The sequence below is a fragment of the Caulobacter sp. GW821-FHT11A05 genome (assembly GCF_058809015.1).
The window spans coordinates 422,184-437,650 of record NZ_JBXASF010000001.1; the positions used below are offsets into that span (position 1 = coordinate 422,184).

Consider the following 15,467-nt stretch of genomic DNA (forward strand, 5'->3'; position numbering starts at 1 on the left):
GTTCTGAGACGGCCCGCGAGGCGACTCGCGGGCCGTTTTCTATTGCGCCAGCAGGCTCCTGTCCGCGTCCCGCACATCGGTGCAGCCGGTCAGGGCCATGGCCATCAGCATCTCCTGGCGGAGAATCGACAGCACATGGGCGACGCCGGCTTCGCCGCGCGCCGCCAGGGCATAGGCCCAGGCGCGGCCGAGGAAACAGCCCTTGGCCCCGCTGGCCAGCGCCTTGACCACGTCCAGGCCCGAGCGCACGCCGCCGTCCATCAGCACGGTCAGCTGGTCGCCCACCGCCTCGGCGACCGGCGGCAGGGCGCGGATGCCGCTCAGCACCCCGTCAAGCTGCCGGCCGCCATGGTTGGAGACGACGATGCCGTCGGCCCCGCAGCGGGCGGCCTCCTTGGCGTCCTCCGGATCGAGCACGCCCTTGATGACCAGCGGCCCCTTCCAGTGCTGGCGGATCCAGTCGAGGTCCTTCCAGGTCAGGGTCGCGTCGAAGTTCCGGGTCACCCAGGGCCAGAACTCCATCACCCCCTTGGCCTCGGGAATCGCCGGCGCAATGTTGCCGAAGGTGTGGGGACCGCCGTTCAGCATCACATCGAACAGCCAGTCGGGATGGGTGATCCCGTCCCAGGCCCGCTGCAGCCCGACGAACGGCGACTGCGCCCCGAACAGGCCGGAACGAACGTCGCGGTACCGGGCCCCCGGCACCGGCAGGTCGACAGTGAAGGCGACGACCGGACTGCCCAGTTCGGTCACCCGCTCCAGCAGGGCCTGCATGTAGCCCCGGTCCTTGATCATGTAGAGCTGGTACCAGGGCGGCGCCCCGGCATCGCGGGCCACCTCGGCGACGTCGCAGATCGACAGCGACGACAGGCACATCGGCACCCCCGCCGCCCGGGCCGCCTTCATGGCCTGCACCTCGCCGCGGCGGGCGTACATGCCGGCCATGCCGATCGGCGACAGCACCACCGGCATCGACAGGTCCTGGCCGAACAGCTGCGTCGACAGCGAGATCGACGAGACGTCCTTCAGCACCCGCTGGCGCAGGGCCAGGTCCTGGAAGTCGGCGGTGTTCCGCCGCAGGGTCTCCTCGGCGTAGGAGCCGCCGTCGATGTAGTCGAACAGCACGCCCGGGATGCGGCGTTTGGCCAGTTCCCGGTAGTCGGTGACGCAGGCTGGGGTCATTTTCGGCCGGTCCAGTCAAAGACCAGCAGCAGGGTTTTCTGCGAGGCGCTGGCGTTGTCGTCGCTGAGCAGGAGGATGCGGGTCGCGCCGGTCGGCGAGGTGACCAGGGCGACGCCCTCGATGTTGTCGCGGGTCAGCGGGGCCTGCAGGGTCAGCCGCGCCATCGGCTGCGGCTGACGGCCCTTGAGGGCGGCGGCGGCATAGACCGAGACGGTGATCCGGGCCCCCCGCACCGGGTCAAAGGCGCGATGGACGGCGACGATGCTGCCGTCCTGGAACGGCGCCAGGGCGGTGAGGCCGAACTCCAGGTCAGGGCCACCCAGCACGCTGAACGTCTGGCAGGGCGCCGACAGCCGGCACAGCCAGACCTCGCCCTCCTCGGAGCCGACCAGATAGGCGTCTGGCCCGGCGAAGGGGTATCCGGTCAGCCCCTCCATGCCCTCGTTCTCGGAGAACAGGTTGCCGGGCTTGGGCGCGGGAGCGGGCGGCCCGCCGGCGGCCGGATAGCGCCAGATGCGGTGGTCGCCCTCGAAGCTGACCAGCCGGTCGCCGTTCGGCAGGATGGCCAGGCCCTCGGCGTCGCCTTCGGCCTTGCCCTGCACGGGCTGGCCGTCGGGCCGCTTGAGCGTCCACAGCTTGGCCTCGGTCAGGCCGGAAAGCCGGGTGTCGGCCCCGAACTGCAGCCGGGCCTCGAACAGGTCGCCAAAGTCGCTGACGGCGACCATGCGGCCGTCCGGCGTCACCCTGAGGTCCGACAGGCCATGCACCCGATTAGTCACCGGATCGGTGATCGACAGCCCGCCCATGTAGGTGAACCCGCCGACATTGGTCCGCGCTGGATTCAATGCGTCGAGCGGCACGGGCGTGGCGACGATCTGGATGTCCGGCCCGGCTGGCTGCGGCGCGGGCGGCAGGGGCGGGGCCGGCGTGGCGCAGGAGGCCAGCAATGCAGCCAGCGCCGCAAAGCCCGCCAGTCGCCTCACGACAGCGCTTCCTTCACCGCCGCGAAGGTCGTCGCCTTCATCGGGGTCGGGACCACGGTCGGCAGGGCGCCGAGCAGGCCGCGCGCCTTGGCCACCCGCTTGGGCTCCTCCTCGAACAGCGACGCCAGCTGTTCGACCAGCACCCCGCCCAGCTGCTCGACATCGACGATGGTCACCGCCCGCCGGTAGTAGCGGGTGACGTCATGGCCGATGCCGATGGCCAGGAGTTCGACCGGGCTGCGGTTCTCGATCTCGCCGATCACCTGCCGCAGGTGGCGTTCCAGATAGTGGCCGCTGTTCACCGACAGGGTCGAATCGTCGACCGGCGCCCCGTCGCTGATCACCATCATGATGCGCCGCTGCTCGGGCCGCGCCATCATCCGCTGGTGGGCCCACATCAGCGCCTCGCCGTCGATATTCTCCTTGAGGAGCCCCTCGCGCATCATCAGCCCGAGGTTCTTGCGGGCCCGCCGCCAGGGGCTGTCGGCCGCCTTGTAGATGATGTGGCGCAGGTCGTTCAGGCGGCCGGGGGAGGGCGGCTTGCCGGCCTTGATCCAGTCGTCGCGGCTGATGCCGCCCTTCCAGGCCCGCGTCGTGAAGCCGAGGATCTCGACCTTGACCGCGCAACGCTCCAGCGTCCGGGCCAGAATGTCGGCGCAGACCGCCGCCACCATGATCGGCCGCCCCCGCATCGAGCCGGAATTGTCGATCAGCAGGGTGACGACCGTGTCGCGGAAGTCGGTGTCGCTTTCCTGCTTGAAGCTCAGGGGCGCGGTCGGGTCGATGATGATCCGCGGCAGGCGGGCGACGTCCAGCATCCCCTCCTCGAGGTCGAACTGCCAGGACCGGTTCTGTTGCGCCAGCAGCCGCCGCTGCAGCTTGTTGGCCAGGCGCGAGACGACGCTCGACAGGCTGGCCAGCTGCTGGTCGAGATAGGCGCGCAGCCGCGTCAGCTCCTCCGGATCGCAGAGGTCCTCGGCCGGCTCGATCTCGTCATGGGCGGTGGTGAAGATCTTGTAGGCCGGCTCGGGCCTGCCCGAGTCCTTGGGGTCCGGCCGGGCCGGTTTGGCGCCGTCGCCCATCTCCGGGGCCTCGTCGCTCATCTCGGCGTCCTGGTCGTCCTCGGTCTCGACCGCCTGTTCCTCGCCGTCGTCCTGGTCGCTGTCGGTGGTCTCGGTCTCCTGCATGGAGCTGCCTTCGGGCGACTGGCCCTCGCCATCGCCTTCGCTGTCGTCCGACTGCTCCTGCTGCTCCTCGCCCTGCTCGTCCTCCTCGCCCTCGGTCGGGTCGGCGCCCTCGTCGCCCATGTCCAGGTCGCGCAGGATCGCCCGCGTGACTTTCGCAAATGCGGCCTGGTTGTCGATGCTGCCGGCCAGCCGGTCGAGATCAGCGCCGGCCTTGGCCTCGATCTCGGCCCGGAACATGTCGACCAGCGGCCGGACTGGCTCCGGCGGCCGCTGCCCGGTCAGCCGCTCGCGGACCATCAGGCTGACGATGTCGGCCAGCGGCGCGTTGGCCCGGTCCTGGATGCGGGCCAGGCCCTTGCGTTCGACGGCCAGCTCCAGAACCGTCGTCAGGTTCTTGCGCACCCCGCCCAGGTTGTTGGAGCCGATCGCCTCGATCCGCGCCTGCTCGACGGCCTCGAACACCGCCTGGCCCTGAGGCGAGGCCGGCCGGCCTCGCGCATGGGCGACGGCGTCGTGGTGGGCCAGGCGCAGGGCCATCTGGTCGGCCAGGCCGCGGATGCGCGAGGCCTCGGCCATGGTCAGGTCGCGCGGCGGGTGCGGCAGCACCGCCCGGTTGCCCGACAGCTGCGGCCCGTCGCCCGAGAACACCACCTCCAGGTCCGGCATCTCGGCCAGCGACCGCGCGGCATGGGCCAGGGCGCGCTTGAAGGGTTCGGTCGGGCTTTCGGTCTTGCCGCTCATGCGTCCGTTTTAAACACCCGCCTGGGGCGGGGGAAAGGCCAAGGCGGCGATTTACCTTGTTTGCGAGCGAGGACTTAACCGCGCCTGGATAATCTCCGGGTCATGCAGGCGATCACCTCAGCCACCGCCGGCCTCGCGGCCGCCTCCCAGCGTCTCCAGGCGAGCGCCGAACGCACCGCGTCCTGGGGCCTGAACTCCAACGTCGACCTGGCCAAGGAAGCCGTCGAGCAGGTCAGCGCCGAGGTCGCCTTCAAGGCCAACGTGGCGGTGATCCGCTCGGCCAACGAGATGATGGGCGAGCTGCTGGATATGCTGGTCTAGAGGCTATCGAAGCGGTCAACCATTATACCCCGTTCCCGCGATGGAAGGGGTGACAGGTCCGGCAAGCCCTTGATCCGGCGTGACAATTTGGTTGATGCGAAGGCTGTGAAGGTTGGCGCCGGCGTTGACAGGGCGTAGGCGCCGGCGCGGGAAATGTTGGCCTGTTGTGACACGGCCAGGTCAACGCGCTCCGCAGTGTCCGCGAAAACGCGTGGTTCTACCAGTTTTCAAAGATGAATATGTCTAGACATATTCCGCAAGCGATTGAATCTGTGCCGGTATTTGGATGCAGAGGGGACACATTGAATTGCCGCCCACCGCCGGGGCGAGCTTGGCGCCGCCGTGTTCGGCAATTCAATGTGTCCCCGTTTCCTTCCAGCTTTCGGCCTGCGCCTCGACCACGGCGATCAGGTCGCCCATGCCGATGTTCATGTCCAGGGTGTGCAGGCCCCACAGGGGGTCGTTGTTGTTCTGGTCGCCGCCGATGCTGTCGGTGCGCGGGTCGGCCGGGTCGGCGTTGGTGGTCACCTTCAGATAGCGATGCGCCCCCTCGCTCACGCATTCGGTGGTCAAGAGGCCGGGAACCGAGACGTAGCCCGTCTCGATGGTCTTGCCCTGCACCCAGGGCTGTTTGCCGACGCCGCTCTTGGTCCGCAGGTAGCTGTGGGCCTGGGCCTTGCCGCCGCCGCCATTTCCCGCAAGGAGCGCCGCCGGGTTCACGCAGGCCGCGTGCAGGCCCGCGGCCGGCGCCCGTCCGAAGATGGTCGCCGGCACGGGCCCGAGCGTGTCGCGGAAGCTGACGTAGGAGACCAGGCAGCCGGTCTGGCCGAGCTTCGAACAGCTGGGGATGGTCCCGAACCTGCCCTTGTCGTCGACCGGCACGCTCCAGCCGATCGGCATGGTCCCGACCAGCTGCTTGCCCAGCGGCTTGCCATCGAAGTAGTCGCGCGTCAGCCGCTGGACGATGCCGGCCCCCTGGCTGTGGCCGATCAGCACGATGCCCCGGCCCTTGTTCTCATGGGCCAGGTACCAGTCGAAGGCCGCCTTCACGTCCCGGTAGGGTTGCTCGCGGTCGGCGCCGGCGTCCTGACCGCTCATGGTCCTGGCCAGCGCCGCCAGGGTGATCTGCCGGTAGAGGGGCGAGAAGGTGCGGCAGACCCCGCTGAAGCGGGCGAAATGCACGGCCGCCACCCGCGGCTCGTCGTCCGGCGTCATGTCGCTGTTGGGGGTCTTGTCCGTCGAGATGGTCGGATAGACGTAGAAGCAGTCGATGGCCGGATCGGCCGCCGGCGTGAAGGGCTCCAGGGTCGTGGAGCCATCGGCGGCGATCACCGTGGTGGTCAGGTCCTGAGTCGAGCAGGGATCGGCGCGGCCGGGCAGGCACAGCCAGGCCTTGGCGTCGCCGTAGTCGTTGGGCGCGAAGCTCGGCGGGTTCTGCGCCGCCGCGCAGCCGGCGCCGCCGGCCAGCAGGAGGGCCGCGCCGAGTGCGATGAGGTGGGCTTTCACGGTTGGGGCCTCCGGGAACCTGATTTGATCGGGATTCGCGCTACCCACTCCCGCTCATCCCGGCGAATGCCGGGACCCATTTCGTAGGGCGCCAGCGCTTCAAGGCTAACCCTGAATCCCGCATTCAGGCCAATCCCACGACATCGAGATCACGCGGATGGGTCCCGGCGTTCGCCGGGATGAGCGGTAGAGAAAAAGGGCTAGTGGCTCTTCTTCCAGGCCTTGGCCTGTTCGCCGACGATACCGACCAGGTCGCCCATCGCCACATTCATGTCGATCAGATGCAGGCCCCAGTTGGGATCGGCCTTGCCCAGGATGACCACGTCGCCGGGGATGGCGTCGGTGCGGGCGTCGGCCGGGTCGGCGTTAGTCGTCACCTTCAGATAGCTGTACTCGCCGCTGCGGACGCATTCGGTGGTCAGGAGGCCGGGCGTGGTGACGTAGGGCGTATCCACCTTCACATCCTTGGCCCAGGCCGGCGGCGCGGCGCTCGCCGTCAGCGGCCGGTTCCAGAAGTAGGACACCGGCTGACCCTTGCCGCCGCCCCCATTTCCCGCAAGGAGGGCCGCCGGGTTGACGCAGGCCGCGTGCTTGCCGGCGTCCGCCTCCGTCACCTTGCCGAAGCGGCTGGTGGCCGGCGGCGGGACGGTGTCGCGGAAGCTGACGTAGGAGACCAGGCAGCCGGTCTGGCCCTTGGCCGAACAGCTGGGGATGGAGCCGAACATGCCCCTGTCGTCGACCGGCACATTGGTCCCGATCGGCATGACCCCGACGATCAGTTTCTGCACCGGCTTGCCGTCGATCTCCTGCTTGACCAGTGCGGTGATCATGCCCGACCCCTGGCTGTGGCCGATCAGGACGACGCCGCGGCCCTTGTTCTCATGGGCCAGGTACCAGTCCCAGGCCGCCTTGACGTCGTTGTAGGCCAGGGGCCAGTCGGCGCCGGGGTTCTGGCCCAGCATGACCTGGCGCAGGGCGGTCAAGGTCACCTGCCGGTACATCGGCGCGAACGGGCGGCAGACGGAGGTGAAGCGGGCGAACTGCACGGCCACCACCCGCCGCTCCGCCTCGTCGATGACCATGTCGCTGTTGGGCGCCGGGTCGGTGGAGACGGTCGGATAGACGTAGAAGCAGTCGATCCCAGGGTCCTTGGCGGCTGTGAAGGGCACGGCCGTCGTCTTGCCGTCGGTCGCCACCGAGGTCGTCGCCTGGTCGACCGTGCAGGCGTCGCTGGCCCGGCCGGGCAGGCACAGCCAGGTCTCGGGTTTCGAATAGTCGTTGGCGGCGGGCGGGGTCTGGGCGGCGGCGAGGCCGGAAAGCCCAAGGCTGGCGAACATCGCCAGGGCTGTGATCTGGAACTTCATGAGCGCCTCCCGCCGTACCGGTTTTTCTGTTGGCGCTAGAATGCCGAGGCCTGCTGGTTGAGCCAATAGAGAATCCCGAACGTCGCCCCGCCGAGCGCCAGCCCGGCCAGCAGCCGCCACAGCGGCGCCATGACCGGCGCTTCCACGCCCTCGGCCACCACGCCCTTGCCGGTGATCATCGGGCCGATCAGGTTCTTCCGCCGTGCCGCGTAGAAGCCGATGGCGACCAGGTGCAGCACGATCAGGCCGAGCAGGACGTTGAACAGAATCTCATGCCAGCCGGCGATGGCCAGGCCGGTGTCGTAGTCGACGTACTTGGTCAGGGGGCCGCCCTCGAAGTCCTCGTTGATGGCGAACAGGCCGAGGGTCACCTGGCCAATCAGCACCAGCAGCATGGCCGCCACGCTCCAGCCGCCGAGCGGATTGTGCCCCGGCGCCCCGGCCGCGCCGCCTTTCAGGTAGGCGGCGATGCCGGCCGGCCCTTTCAGGAACCCGGCGAACCTGGCCGTCGAACTGCCGGCGATCCCCCACCACAGCCGGAACACCAGCAGGCCGGCGATGGCGAAGCCGCTGAGTTTGTGCCAGTCGAGGTGGTCGTAGTGGGTCCACCAGGAGAAGGCGACCAGGGCCGCCAGCAGCCAGTGGAACAGGCGGGTGGGCAGGTCCCAGATCAGGGTCGGCATCGGCTCATCCTCCCACGCGTAGCGGGGGAGGGGGACCGCGAAGCGGTGGAGGGGGCGAGGGCCGTGCGCCGCCCTTGCCGTCCGGTCCGCGAAAGCCCTGCCAACACCCGCACTCCGTCCCTCGCCCCCTCCCCCGTAAACGGGGGAGGATGTAAGTCTGCCTACTTCGATTGGAACTTGTCGTGACAGCCCTTGCAGGTCCCGCGGATGGCCATGAATTCGGCCTGCACCTTGTCGGCGTCGCCGGTCTGGGCGGCGGCGTTCAGCTTGGCGGCCTGGGCGGCGAAGGCGCCGGCCGCCGCCTTGAAGCCGGCCTGGTCGGTCCAGACCTCCGCCTTGGCCTTGGTCTTCTCGCCGCTGGAGGGGCCGCTGCCGGCCGGGAACCAGGTCGGAACCTTGGGGGCCAGGCCGTTGATGGCGGCGGCGTATTGCTTGAGCTTGGCCGGGTCCTTGTCGCCGCTGAGGGTGTCGTACAGGCCTTTCATACTGCCGCCGATCTGCTTCATGTTCGCCTGCCGCTCCTTGATCTGCGAGGCGGCGTCGTAGGCGAAGGCCGCCCCCGCCGTCAGGGCGATGGCGAGACCGGCGATAAGGGCGCGTTTCATAGGGGAGCTCCGACTGGCGTTGGACGAAGACTAGCCGCGATTTTGCGGCGCTGGGAAGGCCGCTTCTGATCGGCCCTTGACCCGGCCCCAGGGTCCGCCCCGACTGTTGCGGCGGTCTTCCAACCCGCGAGGTGAGTCGTGAGCGCTCCAAACCGATACTTCAGCCCCGCCGAGGCCGCGCTGCGGCTCGGCGTCTCCGCCAAGGCCCTGCGCCTCTATGAGCAGCGCGGCCTGGTCGTCCCGGGCCGCACCGAAGCCGGCTGGCGCGCCTATGGCCCCGAGCAGATGGTCCGGGCCGGCGAGATCGCCTCCTTGCGCGCCCTCGGCTTCAGCCTGGCCCAGGTGGCCCGGGTGCTGAGCGGCCAGGCAGACGGCCTGGAGCCGGCGCTGGCGACGCATCAGGCGGCCTTGGAGAGCCGCCTGCGCGATGTCGCCGGCATGGTCGAGCAGGTCCGCGACCTCCGCGCCGAACTGGCCCAGGGCCACACCCCCAGCCTCGCCGACCTGACCCGCCTGGCCCGGCCGGCCGGCGAGATCGCCGCCGCCTTCGACCTGCCCTGGCCCTGGGGCGGCGAGCGCTTCGAACTGCGGGGCCTGAAACCCCTGACCTGGATCATCGGCCCGCTCGGCAGCGGCAAGACGCGCCTGGCCATGCGCCTGGCCGAGGAACTGCCGGGCGCTGTCTTCCTTGGCCTCGACCGCACGGCCGCTCCGACCCCTCGCACCGACGAGGCCCTGGCCTGGCTGGTCGAGGAAGGCGCCGCCCCCTCGGATGCTCTCGTCGCCCTGTTGGCCTTCCTGACCGCCGACGACCCGGGCGCCCTGGTCATCGACCTCATCGAACAGGGCCTCGACCACGCCACCCAGGAGGCGCTCGCCGCCTGGCTGCGCCACCGCGCGCCGGCCTGCGCGGTTCTGGCGATGACCCGCTCCAGCGCCATGCTCGACCTCGCCGCCGTCGGACCGGATGAAGCCCTCATCCTCTGCCCCGCCAACCACGCGCCCCCGATACTGGTCGCGCCGCACCCTGGCGCCCCCGGTTACGAGGCCCTGGCCAGCTGCCTCGCCTCGCCGGAGGTTCGCGCTCGGACGGAGGGGGTGATCGCCTTCCGTCCCGACGCCGCCTGAGCCCACCCCAAAGTCCGATCACCCCGACGCAAGTCGGGGCCCAGCTGACAAGCTGTTGAAGGTTCGGCTCTGACTAGCGCCAGCCCTGTAACGCAGGTGGACACTGGGCCCCGACTTTCGTCGGGGTGATCGGAAGGGGGAGGGGTGCGCCATTACTCCGCCGCGACCAGCGCCTCGGCTTGGTGCAGGTCGACGCTGACCAGCTGCGAAATCCCACGCTCGGGCATGGTCACCCCGAACAGGCGGTCCATCCGGCTCATGGTCACGGCGTTGTGGGTGATGGCGATGAAGCGGGTCTGGGTCCGCTGGCGCATCTCGTTGAGCATGTTGCAGTAGCGGTCGACGTTGGCGTCATCGAGCGGCGCGTCGACCTCGTCGAGCACGCAGATCGGGGCCGGGTTGGCCAGGAAGACGCCGAAGATCAGGGCCGAGGCCGTCAGGGCCTGCTCGCCGCCGCTCATCAGGCTCATGGTCGACAGCCGCTTGCCGGGCGGGCAGGCGTAGATCTCCAGGCCGGCTTCGAGCGGATCGTCGCTCTCGATCAGCCGCAGCTCGGCCTCGCCGCCGCCGAACAGGGCCTGGAAGAGGGTCTTGAAGTGGCCGTTGATGACCTCGAAGGCGGCCAGCAGGCGGGTGCGGCCCTCGGCGTTCAGCTCCTCAATGCCGGCCCGCAGCTTGGCGATCGCGCCGGTCAGGTCGGCCCGCTCGGTCTTCATGGTCTGCAGCCGGCCGGACTGTTCGCCGGCCTCTTCCTCGGCCCGCAGGTTGACGGCGCCGATGGCCTCGCGCTCGCGCTCCAGGGAGAACAGGTGGGCCTCGATGCCCTCGGCGTCCTTGGGGACGGCGACGGCCTCCTCGGCGATGCGGCGGCCCAGTTCCTCGGGCTCCATCTTGGCGGCTTCGCGGATGTTGCCGGCGATCTCGCCGAAGCGGTCGCGGGCGGCGTCCAGCCGGGCGGTCAGGGTGGCGCGGGCCTCGCGGGCCTCGCTGGCGGCGGCCTCGGCGGCGCGCAGGGCCCGTTCGGCGGCGGCGCGGTTGGTCTCGGCCTGGTCGAGGGCGTCGCTGGCCTTGTCGCGGCGGGCCTCGGCGACGCCGAACTCGTCCATCAGCCTGGCGCGGCGTTCCTCGATCAGGCTGGGGGCGTCCTTGGCCTGGGCCATGGCGGCCTGGGCCTTGAGGCGGTCCTGGTCCAGCGCCTCGATGCGTTTGGCGGCGGCGGCTGAGCGGCGGGTCCAGTCCTCCAGGTCGCGGGTCAGGCCTTCCAGCCGGCGAGCCCGGCCGTCGCGTTCGCGGCGTTCGGCGTCCAGCGCCGAGCGGGCCAGCGCAGCGGCCTCGCGGGCGGCGCTCGCGCCCTGGCGGGCGGCCTCCAGCATCGGCGACAGGCTGTCGCCGCCGTCGCCGTCGATGCCGGCCTCGGCGGTCTCGAAGCCGGCCTGGGCCTCGACCCGTTCGGCTTCGAAGCGGGCGATGGTCTCGTCCAGCGACTGGGCGCGGGCGTCGCGGCGGGTGGCTTCGCGGTCGAGCCGTTCGACGGTGTCGCGGGCGGCCGCAAGCGTGCGCTCGATCTCGCGCGGCGCAGCGCGGACGGTCCCGAGGTGGGCCTCGGCGGCCTTGAAGGCGGCCTGGGTGTCCTTGGCGGTGGTCAGCGCCGCCTCGTGCAGCGGGGTCAGCCGCTCGATCTCGGCCTCGGCCTCGGCCAGGCGGTTGCGCTGTTCCAGGCGGATGGCGGCCGGCTTGGGGGCGTCGGCCTTGGAGACGAAGCCGTCCCAGCGCCACAGGTCGCCTTCCTTGCTGACCAGCCGGCAGCCCGGCTCCAGCGCGCCCTGCAGCTTGGGCCCATCGGCGCGGGTGACCAGGGCCGTGAAGGCCAGGCGCGTCGCCAGTTCCTTCGGCGCGTCGACCAGCGGCGCCAGCGGTTCGGCCCCCGCCGGCCAGGTCGGCGCCGCCATGTCGCGCTCGCCCCAGTAGGCGGCGGCGCGGGCGTCGAGCGCCGCGTCCAGGTCCTCGCCCAGGGCGGCGGCCAGGGCGGCTTCATAGCCCTTGCCCGGCTTCACCGAATCCAGGGCCGGGGCGTAGGAGCTCTTGGCCGGCCGGGCCGACAGCTGGGCCAGGCCCCGGGCCTCGGTCTTCAGCCGGCCCAGCTGGTCCTCCAGCTTGCGCATCTCGTCGCGGGCCGCCTGTTCGGCGCGGGCGGCGTCGCCGCGGGCGTTTTCGGCGGCCTCGACGGCGGCGCGGGCCTTCGCCAACTCCGCCTCGGCCTCCGCCAGTTTGGCCTTGGCGGCGGCGGCTTCCGGGTCGTTGGCCGGGCCGATGGCGGCCCGTTCGGTCTTGGCCTGCTCCAGCGCCCGCACCGTGCGGTTCAGCCGCGAGCGGGCGTCGTCCAGCCGGGCCTCGGCGGCGCGGCGGCGGGCCTCGTCGGCGGCGACGCTGGCGGCCAGCCGCTCGACCTCGCCGTCGGCCTTGGCGCGGGCCTCCTCGGCGGCTTTCGCCTCGGCTTCCAGTTCCGGCATCCGCGACGGGGCGGCGGCGATCTCGGCCTCGACGGCGGCGATGTCGGCGGCCAGCCGTTCCAGGGCGCTGGCGGCGTCCTCGACGATGTGGGCCTCGCGGGCGCTGTCGGCGTCGATGCGGGCGATCTCGGCGGTCAGGCGGGCGACCTCGGCCTGCGCCCCCTCGGCCTCGCGTTCGACCCGGTCGCGCTCGATGGCGAGGCGGCCGAGGATGGCGGCGGCGACCGTCGCCTCCTCGCGCAACGGCTTGATGGCCTCGTCGGCGGCGACGGCGGCGGTGTTGGCGGCGGCGGCCTCGCGGGCGGTGTTTTCGACCAGGGCCCCGGCCGTCTGGGTCTCGCCCTCGACCCGCTGCAGGGTGTCGCGCGCCTCACTCCAGCGGCTGTAGAGCACCGCCGACTGCAGGGCGCGGATCTCGGCCGACAGCCGCCTGTACTTCTCCGCCGCCCGCGCCTCGCGTTTCAGCCGGCCAAGGTTGCTGTCCAGCTCGCGGATGATGTCGTCGAGGCGGTTGAGGTTGGCCTCCGCCGCCTTCAGGCGCAGTTCCGCCTCATGGCGACGGGTGTGCAGCCCCGACACCCCGCCGGCCTCTTCCAGGATGCGGCGGCGGTTCTGCGGCTTGGCGGCGATCAGCTCGCTGATCTGACCCTGGCGCACCAGGGCCGGGCTGTTGGCCCCGGTCGAGGCGTCGGCGAACAGCAGCTGCACATCGCGGGCCCGCACCTCGCGGCCATTGATGCGATAGGTCGAGCCCTCGCCCCGGTCGATGCGGCGAACCACCTCGATGACCGGGTGCTGGTTGAACTGGGCGGGCGCGGTCAGGTCGCTGTTGTCGATGGTCAGGGCGACTTCGGCATGGCTGCGCTGGGGCCGCGCCCCGGCCCCGTTGAAGATGACATCGTCCATGCCGCCGGCCCGCATGGCCTTGGCGGAATTGGCCCCCATCACCCAGCGCAGGGCTTCCAGCAGGTTGGACTTGCCGCAGCCGTTGGGCCCGACCACGCCCGTGAGTCCAGGCTCGATCCGAAACTCTGTCGGCTCGACGAAGGACTTGAAGCCCGTAAGGCGGAGCTTCTGGAACTGCACGGTCGGACCCTACGGACTCCCTTACTTGCCGCCGGCGGCGGCGTAGGCCTTGTCGATCTCGGCCAGCGGCAGTTCGCTTTCGAACTTCTGGTCGCCGATGAAGAAGGTCGGGGTGGCCTGAACCTCCTTGGCCTTCGATTCCGACAGGCGCTTGTCGAGGGCGACCAGGGCCTTCTCGTCGCTGATGCAAGCGCGCACGGCGTCTTCGTTCAGCCCGGCCTGGGCGCCGACGTTGAACAGCACGGCGCGCGGATCGCCGCCCTGGCCCAGGGCCTCCATCTGGCTGTGGAACAGGGCGTCGATGACGCCGAAGTACTTGTCCTTGCCGGCGCAGCGGCCCAGCAGGTCGCCGGCGGCGGTGTAGCTGTCGCTGGGGTTCAGCTTGAAGGCCCGGAAGGTGTAGTGGATCTTGCCGGTGTCGACGTACTTCTTCTTGAACTCGGGCCAGACGTCCCTGTTCCAGTTGGCGCAGTGGCTGCAGCTCAGCGAGCCGTACTCGATCATCTTCACCTTGGCCGCCGGATCGCCCAGCGTCATGTCGCCATCGACGGCGCCGCCGGCGCCCTTGTTGCCGCAGGCGGCCATCGCCAGGGCGGCGACAGCGAGAGTGGCGCCGAGGACGGCGCGACGGTTGAACAGGCCCATGGGCTTTCAAGCTCCCCGAAATGCAGTGGATCAGTAGAACGCGATTCTGCAGAGCGTACGAAGGCGGCAATTGAGAGGCGCGATGCGGCAGCCAGTCGCAAGAGTCAACGCTCCCGCAGCACCTCGCGGCCGAGACGCAACAGCGCAGCCTTCAAAGGACCCTCCGGCGCCTCCGAAAGCCCCTCCGCCAGTTGCGCTTCCGTGGCGGCGTCCAGCGGGCCTTTCGGCCGCTTGCGGGCCTGCTGCTTGGCGCCCGGTTGCGGCTTCACCGGCCCCTGGACGATGCGCAGTTTCGAGACCGACGGATCGCCCAGCACCATGCCGACGCGGGACAGGATGTCGGGGGCCTGGTGCTGCACGATGGCGGCGGCCGGGCCGGCGACGCGGATTTCCAGGATCGAGGGCTGGCCGGCCCGGCCCTTGACCACCCGCACCGGCTCGGTGTGGCGGGCCAGGGTCTCGCCGACGATCTCGCGCCAGCGGGAGGTCAGCCCGGCGCTGCCCTTGCCGAAGCGTTCGTCCAGCGCCTTGATCAGCGGCGCCAGCGACCGGCCGGCCGGCGGCGGCGGCCGGCGCATCGGCTTGGTGCGCCGCCGCGCCAGGATCTGGGCGGTTTCTTCAGGCGTCGGGAGGGGACGGCGGGGCGGCATGGGAAATCTATAGCTCTCCCTCCCCTTCATGGGGAGGGTGTCACGCGCAGCGTGACGGGTGGGGAAGTCGGATGCCGCGCGCTCTGTCACGCGATTACCCCACCCTGGCGGCTTCGCCGCCTGTCCCTCCCCATAAAGGGGAGGGAGGCGATCAGGGCTAGTGCGCCGGCGCCGGTTCGCCGGTCGGCTTGCCTTGGGTGAACTCGGTCTCGATGATCACCTCGACCTCGTCGCTGACCCCCATCTTGGTCCCCGGGGCCGGGATGCCGTAGCTGACCCCGAAGTCGGACCGCTTGAAGCTGGTCGTCGCCGAGAAGCCGACCCGGGCGCCGTCCACAGCGTTGGGCTTGTAGCCGCCGTTGAACTTCGCCTTCAGAACCACCGGCCTGGTCACGCCCTTCAGGGTGAAGTCGCCGGTGATGTCGGCGGTGTCGGGTCCGGTCTTGGTCACCTTCGTCGACTTGAAGGTGATCTTCGGATGCGCCCCGCCGTCCAGCCATTCCGGCCCGGCCAGCGTCTTGTCGAAACCCGGCCAGACCCGGACGTTGGTGTCCAGAGAGGCGGTGTCGATGTCGGCGATGACGGAAGAGGCCTCGGGGCTCTTGGGGTCCAGCACGAGACTGGCCTCGACCTTGCGGAACTGGCCGGTGAACTTCGACATGCCGATGTGGTCGACGCGGAAGATGATGGTCGTGTGGTCGGGGTCGATCCTGTAGGTCCCGGGCAGCAGGTCCGGCACGGTGAAGGCGGCCGGCGCGGCTTCGGCTTTGGGAGCCTCGGCGGGCTTTGGGGCCGGCTGGCAGGCGGCCAGCAGGATCAGGACGGGCAGGGCGATCAGGGTGGCGCGCATGTCTGGACTTCCTTGGTTGGTCGGTC

General features: G+C 70.4%; 13 protein-coding genes. 2 read left to right on the forward strand and 11 right to left on the reverse strand.

All coding sequences use genetic code 11. The features are described from left to right. Positions 1-39: 39 nt before the first annotated feature. Genes AC1RSK_RS01915 through cobT form a run of 3 tightly spaced genes read right to left on the reverse strand, consistent with a single transcriptional unit; the run spans position 40 to position 4,093 of the window. The gene (locus tag AC1RSK_RS01915; protein ID WP_492905020.1) at positions 40-1,182 is read right to left on the reverse strand and encodes an L-lactate dehydrogenase; all 1,143 of its coding nucleotides are present in this window, start codon (positions 1,180-1,182) and stop codon (positions 40-42) included. After that, positions 1,179-2,165: an esterase-like activity of phytase family protein gene (locus tag AC1RSK_RS01920; RefSeq protein WP_492905022.1), complete on the reverse strand. Its 987-nt coding sequence runs from the start codon at positions 2,163-2,165 to the stop codon at positions 1,179-1,181. Before AC1RSK_RS01920 ends, AC1RSK_RS01915 begins: the two co-directional genes overlap by 4 nt. Continuing rightward, on the reverse strand, positions 2,162-4,093 hold the full coding sequence (cobT, locus tag AC1RSK_RS01925) for a cobaltochelatase subunit CobT (protein ID WP_492905023.1): 1,932 nt from the start codon (positions 4,091-4,093) through the stop codon (positions 2,162-2,164). The genes AC1RSK_RS01920 and cobT overlap by 4 nt, the downstream gene beginning before the upstream one ends. A gap of 102 nt (positions 4,094-4,195) precedes the next feature. Between cobT and AC1RSK_RS01930 the strand changes: the two genes are divergently transcribed. Beyond that, complete coding sequence (locus AC1RSK_RS01930; RefSeq protein ID WP_492905025.1) at positions 4,196-4,414, forward strand: flagellar basal body rod C-terminal domain-containing protein; 219 nt, start codon at positions 4,196-4,198, stop codon at positions 4,412-4,414. Between the two features lie 354 nt (positions 4,415-4,768). Here the strand turns inward: AC1RSK_RS01930 and AC1RSK_RS01935 are convergent, their stop codons facing one another. The 4 genes from AC1RSK_RS01935 to AC1RSK_RS01950 form a co-directional block, all read right to left on the reverse strand. Beyond that, the gene (locus tag AC1RSK_RS01935) at positions 4,769-5,920 is read right to left on the reverse strand and encodes a DUF3089 domain-containing protein (protein ID WP_492905026.1); all 1,152 of its coding nucleotides are present in this window, start codon (positions 5,918-5,920) and stop codon (positions 4,769-4,771) included. A 200-nt stretch (positions 5,921-6,120) separates the two neighbouring features. Further along, a complete protein-coding gene (locus AC1RSK_RS01940) occupies positions 6,121-7,284 on the reverse strand; it encodes a DUF3089 domain-containing protein (RefSeq protein ID WP_492905028.1) in 1,164 nt (387 codons plus the stop codon). A gap of 35 nt (positions 7,285-7,319) precedes the next feature. Continuing rightward, positions 7,320-7,967: a cytochrome b/b6 domain-containing protein gene (locus AC1RSK_RS01945; protein ID WP_492905029.1), complete on the reverse strand. Its 648-nt coding sequence runs from the start codon at positions 7,965-7,967 to the stop codon at positions 7,320-7,322. A gap of 161 nt (positions 7,968-8,128) precedes the next feature. Next, the gene (locus AC1RSK_RS01950; RefSeq protein WP_492905031.1) at positions 8,129-8,572 is read right to left on the reverse strand and encodes a c-type cytochrome; all 444 of its coding nucleotides are present in this window, start codon (positions 8,570-8,572) and stop codon (positions 8,129-8,131) included. Positions 8,573-8,710: 138 nt separating this feature from the next. Here AC1RSK_RS01950 and AC1RSK_RS01955 point away from each other — a divergent pair, with 138 nt between their 5' ends. Further along, positions 8,711-9,700 (forward strand): MerR family transcriptional regulator, encoded by a 990-nt coding sequence (locus AC1RSK_RS01955; protein ID WP_492905033.1) that lies wholly within the window; start codon positions 8,711-8,713, stop codon positions 9,698-9,700. A 152-nt stretch (positions 9,701-9,852) separates the two neighbouring features. Here the strand turns inward: AC1RSK_RS01955 and smc are convergent, their stop codons facing one another. From smc to AC1RSK_RS01975, 4 genes are all read right to left on the reverse strand, one after another. Next, entirely contained in the window at positions 9,853-13,296 is a 3,444-nt protein-coding gene (gene smc, locus AC1RSK_RS01960) for a chromosome segregation protein SMC (protein WP_492905035.1), read from the reverse strand. 21 nt (positions 13,297-13,317) lie between these two features. After that, complete coding sequence (locus AC1RSK_RS01965) at positions 13,318-13,941, reverse strand: DsbA family protein (RefSeq protein ID WP_492905037.1); 624 nt, start codon at positions 13,939-13,941, stop codon at positions 13,318-13,320. Between the two features lie 104 nt (positions 13,942-14,045). Next, the gene (locus AC1RSK_RS01970; protein WP_492905038.1) at positions 14,046-14,591 is read right to left on the reverse strand and encodes a DUF721 domain-containing protein; all 546 of its coding nucleotides are present in this window, start codon (positions 14,589-14,591) and stop codon (positions 14,046-14,048) included. Positions 14,592-14,748: 157 nt separating this feature from the next. Further along, positions 14,749-15,441 carry a YceI family protein gene (locus tag AC1RSK_RS01975; protein ID WP_492905040.1) on the reverse strand — a complete coding sequence of 231 codons (693 nt, stop codon included), beginning with the start codon at positions 15,439-15,441 and terminating at the stop codon, positions 14,749-14,751. Positions 15,442-15,467 lie beyond the last annotated feature (26 nt).

Coding starts and splice junctions, on each gene's coding strand:
- AC1RSK_RS01915 (WP_492905020.1), bottom strand. CDS start 1,182: ATGACCCCAGCCTGCGTCACCGACTACCGGGAACTGGCCAAACGCCGC.
- AC1RSK_RS01930 (WP_492905025.1), top strand. CDS start 4,196: ATGCAGGCGATCACCTCAGCCACCGCCGGCCTCGCGGCCGCCTCCCAG.
- cobT (WP_492905023.1), bottom strand. CDS start 4,093: ATGAGCGGCAAGACCGAAAGCCCGACCGAACCCTTCAAGCGCGCCCTG.
- AC1RSK_RS01965 (WP_492905037.1), bottom strand. CDS start 13,941: ATGGGCCTGTTCAACCGTCGCGCCGTCCTCGGCGCCACTCTCGCTGTC.
- AC1RSK_RS01950 (WP_492905031.1), bottom strand. CDS start 8,572: ATGAAACGCGCCCTTATCGCCGGTCTCGCCATCGCCCTGACGGCGGGG.
- AC1RSK_RS01945 (WP_492905029.1), bottom strand. CDS start 7,967: ATGCCGACCCTGATCTGGGACCTGCCCACCCGCCTGTTCCACTGGCTG.
- AC1RSK_RS01975 (WP_492905040.1), bottom strand. CDS start 15,441: ATGCGCGCCACCCTGATCGCCCTGCCCGTCCTGATCCTGCTGGCCGCC.
- AC1RSK_RS01970 (WP_492905038.1), bottom strand. CDS start 14,591: ATGCCGCCCCGCCGTCCCCTCCCGACGCCTGAAGAAACCGCCCAGATC.
- AC1RSK_RS01940 (WP_492905028.1), bottom strand. CDS start 7,284: ATGAAGTTCCAGATCACAGCCCTGGCGATGTTCGCCAGCCTTGGGCTT.